The sequence below is a fragment of the Pedobacter sp. 05L430 genome, from assembly GCF_056397585.1.
In genome coordinates, this window is the sequence record NZ_JBFTNT010000119.1 from 1 (window position 1) to 11,588 (window position 11,588).

Sequence of the window (11,588 nt, forward strand, 5' to 3'; positions counted from 1 at the left end):
AATTAAAGCAATACCTATTTTCCAGTCGAATCCTAAGGGTTTAATAGCAGGTTCTATCACATGCCCTAAAATACCCGCATAAGAGTTTTCAAGCTTCTCTGCGGCCCTATCTCTTTCCAATGTGCTAATTTGCACACTATCTTTTTGGGCTTCTATAGCTGCATATTTATCATCAATTTCTTTAAACCTTTCAGATGGGCCGTACGTTGCCAATACCCAAAGGATAATAGAGATGGCAATAATCACCTTACCTGCTTCAAATACAAACGTCTTTGATTTCTCATACATGGTATAAATCACATTTGTCCATCTCGGCATTCTATACACAGGCAGCTCCATAATGAAATATGATTTCTCTTTCGCCTTTATCAGGAACTTCATCACAAAAGCTACCACGACTGCTGCCAAAATACTAATAACGTACATCCCCATAAGGGTTAAGCCTTGCAAATTGATAAAGCCCCATACCATCTTTTCTGGCACAACCAATGAGATCAATAAAGTATAAACAGGTAATCTGGCAGAGCAGCTTACCAAAGGAGCAACCATAATAGTGATGATACGATCCTTCCAGCTTTCAATATTCCTTGCACTCATGATTGATGGAACGGCACATGCCAAACTTCCAATCATAGGTACTACAGATTTACCGCTAAGCCCAAACTTTCGCATGATCTTATCCATCATAAAGGTAACTCGAGCCATATAGCCGGTATCCTCCAGTATAGATATAAAAGCAAACAGGATCGCTATTTGAGGAATAAATATCACTACACCACCTAAACCAGCCAATACACCATCTAAAAGAAGATTGGTTAAAATACCATCTGGCAGATGCTGGTGTCCGTATTCAGTAAGCCACACAAAAGCATATTCAATTAGCTCCATTGGATAAGACGACCAGGAGAAAATAGAATTAAAAATAAAAAATAGAATCCCAATGAAGATCAGAAAGCCCCAAAATTTATTGGTAAGTACCGAATCCAGTTTATCACTAAAAACAAACTTTCTTGCCGCTCCGGTATCTTCTACCACCCCACTTAAAATGGTGCTTAAATACCTGTAGCGGGCAATGGTTTCAGCTGCTTGTAACTTAGAAGATTCAAAGGTATGCTCAGCTTTTATCCGCTCAAAGGCTTCATGATCCTGAAGGGAAAATGTATTAAGATGCTCGTGCTGATGCAGTATTTGTAAGGACAGGTAATTATTTTCTGTTTTGATGCGCTGCTTAACCAAATTAATAGCCTCTGGCGCCAATACATGCATATCCGCTCCCGCTACCTGGGTAGCAATTTTTGTAGTATTATCAATAGCTTCCTTTAGCTCAGTTAAGCCCGAATTGCTCCTTGCAGAAATTGCTACTACTTGTATCCCCAGCCGTTCAGAAAGTTTATTGATGTTGATATCAATTCCTTCTTTTTTGGCCATATCGGTCATATTAAGTGCCAGAACCATTGGAACACCCAAATCGGCCACCTGCGAATAAAGCAATAAATTTCTTCGAAGGTTTGTTGCGTCTGCTACCAGCACAACAATATCAGGATGACTTGAATTATTTTTATCAGCCAACACCTGAAATACGATGCTTTCGTCTTTGCTTTTTGGATACAGGCTATACGTACCAGGTAAATCAATTATTTCAGCCTGTTTATTATCGGCTAGTTTGCAATAGCCTACTTTCTTGTCAACAGTTATACCCGGAAAATTTCCAATCTTTTGATTTAATCCTGTAAGCAGGTTAAAAAGTGTAGATTTCCCAGTGTTGGGGTTACCAACTAAAGCAATTTTAATATCTTTTGCCAAAATTATTATTGAATTATAATAATAGACGCTTCGTTTTTACGCAAACAAAGTTGATATCCTGCAACGCGAATAGCTATTGGGTCACCAAGTGGCGCAAAACGTTCTACTTCTACTGTTTCACCAGGCAAGCATCCCATTTCCATTAATTTTACAGACATTTCAAGATCTGTAAACGCTACGATAGTACCTTGTTCTCCTGGATTTAACTGTGAAAGTTTCATCTATGTATAAGTGTTATTTTGAGGCGCAATTTAGACTTAATTTATAATAAATCCAAATAAGCAGGGATTTATATATAGTCATAAAAAAGCCCTTTAATAAATAAGGGGCTACTTGTTAAATTGATACAATTACTTACTTGGATAGCTGGAATAGCTAACTTTTGGGCATTTACAACCTGGTTTAAAAATGCTGCAGCTGCTAATTAATCCTACAAACATTAACAGCATCAATAAATTAAATCGTCTTTTCATTGTAATTAGATTTGTGTAGTAAGATATAGCTAAAAACGCCCATAAAAACACCTGTCATATCACATCCAAAATCCCACCACTCTGCTGATCTGTAAGTAAAAAACTTCCATTGTAACAATTCAATACCACCTCCAAGTGCTGCTGTAATTACAATGATCTTAAATATGGTCAGAGAGCGGAAGCTATAATTATGCTGATGTTTTATTTTACCATAAAACAACAGAATAGTAAGCACATAAAAGAACCCCAAATGAACCAATTTATCAAAGCCTTCAAAAAAAAAGCCTGATCCACTGGTATCAGGCATTTTCATATTACAAAGCACTAAAATTACAATGGTCCATACAATGGCCCAGACCTGATATTTTAATTCCCCGAATTTATTCATCAATTATGCTCCTACAAGTGCCTTGTAAGCATCCGAGGTTAATAAGCCTTCAACTTCCGAAAGATCAGAAACTGCAACCTTAACCATCCATCCTTGTCCATATGGATCAGAATTTACCAGCTCTGGGTTGTCATTAAGAGCAGCATTAGTTTCTGTCACGGTAGCAGTTACTGGCATAAACAGATCTGAAACTGTTTTAACCGCTTCTACAGTACCAAATACCTCGTCTTTGCTCACTTCGTCACCTACAGTATTTATGTCGATGTACACGATGTCGCCTAGCTCACGCTGGGCAAAATCAGTAATACCGATATAAGCTTCATTACCCTCAATTCTAAGCCATTCGTGGTCTTTAGTGTACTTTAATTCTGATGGAAAATTCATTTCTCTAAATTTATTTTTTCGTAAATCTTTTACCGCTCAACACATTAAATAAGCTGCGCGCGCTCAAAGGTAATTAATATCAGTGTTTATAACAATCCTTAATTCAGAGTAATCCTTAAACTAAAACCAAAATTACTGAAAGAGGTGTTAAAGGTCTGCGAAGTATACGGCTTGGTAACGTTAGAATCATAGAATACCCGCACATTAAAACGCTGGTTAAGCACATAATCTATACTCGGCCTAAAGGTTATGTTCTGCGCTCCTGATGAAACTTCTGCCTCAGTAATATCTGCACGATAAATCACAGTCTTATTATCTCTTAATGCAATGTCCAACTTAAAATCCATATTGTTATCAGTCTTTAATCCTTTAAATAACCCAAAAGGGAATCTGAATTTATTTGTTCTGTATCCCAAACCAAAAACCATATTGTTTTCCGTTAATTGAGCGAGCTGACTGTTTGCAAGACTTAATCCCAGCAATCTCGATCGGCCATACTCAAAGTTAGCCGTCATGTTATTTTTCAATCTGGTATCCACACCAATTAGCGGGGCAAATTGTTCAGCAATAGTTACCTGAGAATACTGGAACTTAGGCAAAAAGTTTCCCCCATCAGCATCTTCTCTGCTAATTACAGATCCGTTACTTTCCTGATATCTCAATAGGGAGTTAAAACTGTTTACACTGTACACTGAACGATAAGAATGTCTGATGTCTATTGAATTAAACCGGTCCGCAAGGAAAGCAATACGGGTTAATCCACGGTAATTCAACCGCCAGTTCGGCAAAGGAATACTTGGAAGAGAGTTCAGGTTAACTGACGAGGCACTTCTGCCCGAATAAGCTGCTAAAAATGCAGAAACAACTACATCCTGGGCATTCTTATCGTAACCATCTGCATAACCATCAACCATTCCTCTTGAATTTGGGTTTTGTGCGCCCAAACGCTGCGAAATCACCTGTCGGTTGGCCATGAACTGGTTAAACAACTTAGAAACCGTACTGCCCGATTTTTCTGAGAATGAGGTGCGTAAAGAAATAAATGAAACACTATAATCTCCGGTTGTATATGGACTTAAATTCTCAAATTCACGACTGTCTCTATCATATCTGTAGTTCGTAGAGAAATTCGATGTTCTATTCTTATTTGCAGTAAGGGTAATGGTCAAATCCCGAATGGGCTCAATTAAACTGGTAAAGCTTAAATCCTCTCGCAAGGTATTCACATAAAGCTGTGTCTGTAAAGTATCCGTAGTGAGCCATCCATTATTAACGGCCATACTTCTAATGTCACGCTGACTTCCGAACACAAAGCCCAATCCCGGAGCTCCGGTCACATCATCAATACCAAAATAATTGGTTTTAGGTAAATAACCTGGCATAAATATACCCCTGGTCTGCGTATAAGCACCTACAATATTTTTAATTCCTGTAAGTAAACCTACAAAGAACCCCGTGCCCGATTGCTTATCTGTAGTCCCGGCACCTGCCTTTCGAACAAATCCGAATTTGTTGTATAGACTGGCAAGGTTCAGATTTGGATTGATCTGAATGATCCTTGAATTCTGAATGGTATTCCCCAAATCTATAAGTGGGTTTCTAAGGGTTGATAGTGGCTCAGTCTGCCAGTTAAAGCTAGTTCCGTAACGAGTAGTTACATTTAACCAGTCCATTCCCGGAATCTTATTTAACGGTAAATTATAAGTAACATTTAAGTTGTGGGAATAGTCTGTAGTTCTACCCAGTCGCTTTAAATTCTGCCAAAGTGTGTCTCTTTTCAATCCGTCAATTCTGCCCTCGGGCTCATCAATGATAGAGTAATTGGTGGCATCAAAATCTAAAGTAAGTGAACGGGTAAAGTTCCAAGAAATACCATATACCCGGGTAACAAGGAAATTTTTATTAAACGTAGTGTTTATGGKAATGGCATTATTAGGGTCATTGTTGCGCAGGCTGTTTTCTGAATAATACCGGTCCAGATCAATCCTAAAGTTTATGGAATTAGGCAATAAGCTAAAGTTGATCTCTTTTAATAATGCCAGCGTATTTGATTTAATGATCTTGGCAAGCGGTTCATAGCTTTTTGACTGACCGGCATAATTATAGGCCAACGATGCCCTGTAAGWCTGCTGAATATTATTCTGATTAATAAAATCCCTATGTGCAAACTTAGTATAGGCATAACTTGCGTTTAAATTTTCTACATCCCATAGCTTAGGTTTTTTATCAAGATCGGTACGTTCCTTTCTTACATTTGTAAAACTGATGCTATTACGTGTAGTATAATCCTGTGCGTAATTCAGGATCTCTTTTTTCTCTGCTTTAGTGGCCCCTTCCAACGCAGTTTTCAATTCAATATCCGGCGTTCTCGGATCATACTGCGGTGTACTTATCTGACTTGAATAACTAATAAACATGGGAATCTTTACCCCCGATTTATTAGGTAAAAACTTGCCAAGTTCCATGCTCGAGGAGATATCAAAAAATACATTATCAGCTCTGTTTCTTTCGCTTACTCGTTTTTCCAGGGAGCCGAATCCAATCGTAGATTTACTTCCCGAAATGTTTACATCCGCAAAATCTGCCAGTTGTGCATTCATCCTTGCAGTTGCAGCCCACCCCCCTCTTTCGTCAAACTGCGTCAACCTTAATTCATTAAACCATATCACCGCATTTTTATCCAGCCCATCATCCTCACCAGGGTTTGCAGGATTCCTGAGTGGATTTTTCACACCAAGCATATAAACCCGGACTTTACTCATATCAGGCTGACCCTTTATGGTAATTGTTTTCCCATTTTCGATAAATTCATAGGGGATATTTACCGGCCATGGCTGCCCGTTAAGCATAGCTTTATTTCTGGCTATCTTGGCTTTTTGAAAAATCTCAAGTTCAATATCCAGTTTATTCTGGTCCGGCCAGATGGCATAAGGATCACTTGTTCCCGGATTGGTAACCCTTAAAGGTTGTGAGTACTCGTAATAATTATCCTGATTATCGGTCCCAATTCTTAAAAAGGCACTCAGGTCATTATTATTCAGCACATTACTCCCAAGGGCTTCAAGGTGAATATACATTTCCAAGTGCTTATATGATCTGAAATCATTAATAGCGGTTTTAAATGTAGCTCTTCCGTATCCATCCCTCAAATTTTTGATCGTTACCGCCAGCGACTGTTCATTCTGCCTGGTATCACCACGATAATTGCTGAAATCGCGTTCTCTTTCAATACCCGGAGGAACAACATATGGTATTGGGGTACGTTTTCCATTTTCTTCAATGTTCACTGTGGCTACTTCAATTGTCGAATTATCGGCTCCTATTGGTTGTAACACCGGATCAACAATTACCTGTGCAGGATCGTTATTTGCATTATACTGGCGCCATTCACCTCTTATCAATTGGATCTTTCCAAACCTTAGCACAGTGGTATCGGCATAATTGGTCAGGAACATTCTAATGAAACGAATCGACTTAAAATCCTGGATATTTCCAACCTTTTGCTGGTATTGTGCCAATGGAATTCGGATCTGATACCAGGTAACAGGTTGTGTTTGTCCATTAGCAAGTTTAACCTGCGAGGTCACCTTGTCAGTAACAAAATTTTGTCCAACCATTAAATCTCCCGGACGCATAGATACCTTATATTGAAAATACTCGTCAGACTGGGTCATGTTATTATCTCTGTTGATGTCCTCTCCATCCGGTAAAGAAGTAGAAGCTGAATTCTCTACACCAAAATCTTCCTGAGATTGTTCAGGGGTCTTAGAGTTTCCTTCAGTACCATTATATCTCTGGTAACGTTTTAAAATTCCGGCACCAGCCTGATCGAGTGCATTACTCCGATAATAGGAATAGTCATCTGATGATGGGTCATTTTCTAATTCAGCAGCAGCATCAGGATTTAACTGCCCCTTTATTTGATTAATAAGCGAGGCGAATTTGGCACGTTCATCATTATTCGACAACCCGTCCAGCCCTACATCCTGGGTTCTTCTGGCAGCTGGATCATTGTCAAATGCCTGAACCACCGGTTGCAGCTTAGGTACCCTGCCCCAATTTGTTTCATCAAATTTACTTGGATCTCCATTTGCAGGCAACCCATTTTCTAATGATTTACGTCCGTCTTTCAGAATGTCTTCTGAAATATTTCCAACATTAAAATACAAATCACCTCCGGCAGAATTTGGTTTATAAATATTTGGGTCCATAACCCATAATTCTATAAACTCTATATTCAAAGCCTCAAAATCATTGGTTTCAATTCTTCTGAACAAACCACCCCATCTCGATTTAGGATTATTTAACAGACCATTAGAACCAAATCCTGTTGGTGCATAATTATAAGGTCCTCTCACCGTCGGATAAAAAGCAACATCTAAAGTTGGCAGGGTGATAGATTGACCGGTACTTGTTTCTTTAAAAGGGAAAACCTCCTGCTCTATAATTTCGCGCACATAATGATTCGACAATTCTGTACGGTTGCTTCTTATGCTGGCAGGTAAATTACTCGCATTCCTATTGTAAAAGGTCGGGTCAATATTATAAAATGCAATACGCGCCCTATTGTAGCCGTACGCAAGGTCATTAGTCAAATTTGATTCAGGGAACAGTTGAGGGGTACCCGATAACTGCCATGCTACAGCACTTTTAAGATCTATTATTGATCTCGAGGCTTCAAAATCATCCAGGTAACTTACGCCACCTTTTTGACCTCCAAAGTTAAGCGCATTCGGGTGGCCAGGTAACAATTGGGCAAACTCTCCCGAAAAGGTAATGCTCGAAGGGGCTTTGGTAGAAAGGAAAGGTAATTTATCAACCAGCTTAGTTAAAAACCTTGAGGGTGAACTGTAATTAATATCCAGCCCCCATATGGTATTGGAAATCGGTTCCTCTCCAATGTTTACTTTTGGTGTTAGCGGTTTTTCAGAAAGGTTCATGATTGTACCTCCCAAATTCAGTTTATTATTTACTTTATAGTCCAGCCTTGCCCCAAATAACGACCGCTGCTGCAACCCAAAAAGTTCATTATTTTCTGTTGATATTCTTATCGGCTGGCCTGATATTAAAATTCCCGTATTCAATATCTTCACCCTTCCTCCCTGGTAGTCTACTGTAAAATCCACTCCTTCCTGTAAAGGAATTGTTCCGGCAAAAACCCTCACCGATCCCTCCGGCACATTGATGGCATTTAAGCTAAACTCCGAGGCAATATCAGATTGGTAACTTCCTTTAATGATATACCGGTTCTGTTTGGTAAACAATTGCTGCGCCACAACCTTGGTCGAGTCGTACAATGCAGTGTAAGTGTATTTATCAATAAAAGCTTGTTCGGTTGGTAAAAACTGACTGGCCAGATCTCTTCCAAATGGCTCAACAAGCGGAAAAATTATTCTCCCATTTAATGGATCTATAGTAATGTATCCATTTTTTGTGTTTGAAAGCACGTAGGCCGTATTTCCATTGGTATTATTAATTGTATTGGTATTGTTAAAAGCACTATTGTTCCCAAATGTGTTTGAGGAGTTCTGATTAGAATTTGAATTAAAAGGGTTATTCTCTGCCTGGAAGTCAAAAATCCCATCCGGTTTTGCTTCATCCTGCTGATTTAAACGATCCAAACCCCCTACCTGTATCCATAACTTATCTTTTAGTGGCCGCTTAAATTCATCCAGTTTCTCACCCTCAGTAATAACTGGTCTCTCAATACCTGTTTTCTCGTCTATTCTAAAGATATCCAGCTTAAAGTTTTGTTGACTGATTTGGTATCCACCTATAGAATAAATATTTTTCATCATCAGTCCCCATGTAGGCAGGTTAACTTTAGTCGTTTCATTCTTTAATAACTTTGCGAACAAAACTTTAGGGCTCCCCTGGTCAAATGGAACATCGGTAGTGAACTCACCAACCTGATATTCTACCCCATTGTAAGTATAGCGGTACGCAACGGCAAGCACTTCGTCTGTATTCAGGGAATTATTTAAGGAGATATAACCCAGTTTAGGATGAAAGGTAAACTCTCTTTCAGTTAGTTTTCTGGCATAAGTGAGTTTCGCGTAGTTGTCTGTTCCCTTGCTTTGCTCAAAGAAAGAAATAACTGCATTAGAGTTGGTTTGTCTCGCATCTGCCGGCAACCTATCCAACAAATTATTTGAATGCCTTGGAAACTGAGCATTCTTAAATGCCGAAGGCAGTACTGAGGTTCCTCCGGTCAGGGTAGCATTGTATGGCCTGTTCTCTCCCAAATCCATAAAGGCAAGAACATCTCTGGAATCCTGAGTATTGCCGGCCTTATTGGTAACCCATACTTCTATTTTTGTAATGATAACACCCGAAGTAATGGTAGGCGGATTGGATAGGGCCTTATTGTAATTGTCCCTGAAATACTGGGCAAGGAAATAGTGTTTGTTTGCTTCGTAATTATCTGCACTGATCCTGTATTCGTTTTGCTGTGCACCATTATTAATCTGTATTTCTCTCGACTGCGATTTTTGCTGGGTAAAAACAGTATTTACGTTCAGTTTACCAAACTGCAATTGTGTTTTTATCCCAAATAAGGCTTGTGTTCCGCTAATTAAGGTCGTATTTAAAGGAAGGCTCACATTACCGGCCTCTATTTTCTTTATAATATCATCATCACCACCTGTATAATCCAACTTAATCTGGTTCTCAAAATCGAATTGAGCTTCAGTATTGTAGTTCATATTAACCTTCAGCTTKGTACCGATATTACCAATCACATCCATCTGGATCCGCTGGTTAAAGTCAAAATTACCCTGCACCCTCTGGCGTTCATTAAACAGGGGGTTTTCATTTCTGTTTATTCTACCCAAAAAGGTAAGTTCCGCTTCCCCCCTCGGTTGGATATTGATCGTATTCCCGCCAAATATTTTCTCGAAGGCTTTACTATTGATACTCAAACTAGGAATGATCCCGGTTCTTCTTACATCATTGATCTCCTCATTCGAAAGTGTCCTCCAGTTTTCACGCTTAATTTCACTGCTTATCAACCGCTGATATTCGGCGATGGTTAGGTATTGAGGGGCAGCTATTAACTTATCGCCCACCAGCTGTCTAATAATGTATCTTTTATTTATGGCATCATACTCAACCTCACGTTTCACATTTTCCGGCAAGGGCTTAAAGGAATTTGACGGTGGCCTTATTCCCAGCCGCTGCTTTTCTTTTAACCCGAATAAATTTCTTGACGTATCAGTGGCAGCCCGCCCAACCACTACCTGAGAGACAGCATTTTTTCCCCAAAAGAGTATAACCAAGAGGAGAGATAATATTAGCGTTAATTTGTTTTTCAAGAGTAAAAAAAGTTATAAATTTTTTAGGGCTAGCTTAATCATTTGTTCTACTGATAGATCCTGACCACCCACCTTCACTGCATTATCAATTGCCTTTTCAGATGCAGGTTTAGCAAACCCGAGCATCATTAAAGCCGATAAAGCTTCTTCCTTTACAGTATTGTTTAAAGGGGCCGCAATTAACGACCCCGTTCCTTCCTTCTTTAATTTATCCTGCAACTCAAGCACAAGCCTTTGTGCAGATTTCACACCTATCCCCTTAATACGTTGTATAAGCGGAAGGTCGCCGCTGATAATAGCCGACTGAATTTCATTAGGGGTAATGGATGAAAGCATCATTCTTCCTGTATTTGGTCCTATACCAGATACCGAAATCAGGTGCAGAAATAACCTTCTTTCACCTTCATCAGCAAAACCATACAAAGTATGGGCATCTTCTTTAATATGAAGCCATGTATAGATTTTACATCGCTCCGCATCAGCAAGACTGCTGTATGTGTTTAGAGATATATTAATATGGTAGCCTACGCCACCGGCTTCCACTACAATATACGCGGGGCATTTAAAGGTCAACTTACCATCAATATATGCAAACATATTTTATCTTTTTGAAATTCTTTTTAATAGACCTTTTTTCGGATTTGCTTCTTGTTCTTTAGCCTGTACGTCTAAAACTGCAATGGTTACCATGTTTACAATTTCTCTCACTGAACTGCCAAGCTGTACAATATGTACCGGTTTTTTCAGACCCAGCAAGATCGGGCCAACGGCTTCCGCTTCTCCAAGTTCCTGTAATAACTTATAAGCAATATTACCAGATTCCAGATTAGGAAAAACCAGTGTATTCGCTGGAGCGCCTATTAACCTGCTAAAAGGGAAATTGTCTTTTAACATCTCATTATTAATGRCAAAGTTCCCCTGCATCTCACCGTCCACCATAATATGCGGATATTTCTCGTGTAATATCTTTACAGCTTTCCTAACCTTTTCCGGTACAATACCTTCATTAGAGCCAAAGTTAGAGTATGAAAGTAATGCCACCCTTGGCTGTATGTTAAATTTACTTACAGATCTTTCTAAAAGCAAAGTTAAATCTACCAATTCTTCTGCAGTAGGATCAACATTAACAGTCGTATCTCCGAAAAATACAGGTCCCTTTTTGGTCATCATCATGTACATGCCTGCAACACGGTTTACACCCTCTTCTGTACCAATAACCTGCAAAGC

7 protein-coding genes are annotated in these 11,588 nt (G+C 39.2%); all 7 read right to left on the bottom strand.

All coding sequences use genetic code 11. The annotated features are described in order from the left end of the window. The coding region (gene feoB, locus AC1DG9_RS15690; RefSeq protein WP_477634863.1) for a ferrous iron transport protein B at nt 1-1,803 on the bottom strand (1,803 nt) is incomplete at its 3' end. A 5-nt stretch (nt 1,804-1,808) separates the two neighbouring features. Continuing rightward, nucleotides 1,809-2,024, bottom strand: coding sequence for a FeoA family protein (locus tag AC1DG9_RS15695; RefSeq protein WP_048903622.1), 216 nt, complete (start codon nt 2,022-2,024; stop codon nt 1,809-1,811). Between the two features lie 235 nt (nt 2,025-2,259). Then, a complete protein-coding gene (locus tag AC1DG9_RS15700; RefSeq protein WP_172661939.1) occupies nt 2,260-2,664 on the bottom strand; it encodes a VanZ family protein in 405 nt (134 codons plus the stop codon). 3 nt (nt 2,665-2,667) lie between these two features. Beyond that, entirely contained in the window at nt 2,668-3,048 is a 381-nt protein-coding gene (gcvH, locus tag AC1DG9_RS15705) for a glycine cleavage system protein GcvH (protein ID WP_288882720.1), read from the bottom strand. A 98-nt stretch (nt 3,049-3,146) separates the two neighbouring features. Further along, the gene (gene sov, locus AC1DG9_RS15710; protein ID WP_477634865.1) at nt 3,147-10,319 is read right to left on the bottom strand and encodes a T9SS outer membrane translocon Sov/SprA; all 7,173 of its coding nucleotides are present in this window, start codon (nt 10,317-10,319) and stop codon (nt 3,147-3,149) included. A 54-nt stretch (nt 10,320-10,373) separates the two neighbouring features. Continuing rightward, nucleotides 10,374-10,958: a Holliday junction branch migration protein RuvA gene (gene ruvA, locus AC1DG9_RS15715; RefSeq protein ID WP_068888257.1), complete on the bottom strand. Its 585-nt coding sequence runs from the start codon at nt 10,956-10,958 to the stop codon at nt 10,374-10,376. Between the two features lie 3 nt (nt 10,959-10,961). Continuing rightward, nucleotides 10,962-11,588: phosphate acyltransferase (locus AC1DG9_RS15720; protein ID WP_477634864.1), on the bottom strand; the 627-nt coding region annotated here is incomplete at its 5' end.

Coding starts and splice junctions, on each gene's coding strand:
- AC1DG9_RS15695 (WP_048903622.1), bottom strand. CDS start 2,024: ATGAAACTTTCACAGTTAAATCCAGGAGAACAAGGTACTATCGTAGCG.
- AC1DG9_RS15700 (WP_172661939.1), bottom strand. CDS start 2,664: ATGAATAAATTCGGGGAATTAAAATATCAGGTCTGGGCCATTGTATGG.
- gcvH (WP_288882720.1), bottom strand. CDS start 3,048: ATGAATTTTCCATCAGAATTAAAGTACACTAAAGACCACGAATGGCTT.
- ruvA (WP_068888257.1), bottom strand. CDS start 10,958: ATGTTTGCATATATTGATGGTAAGTTGACCTTTAAATGCCCCGCGTAT.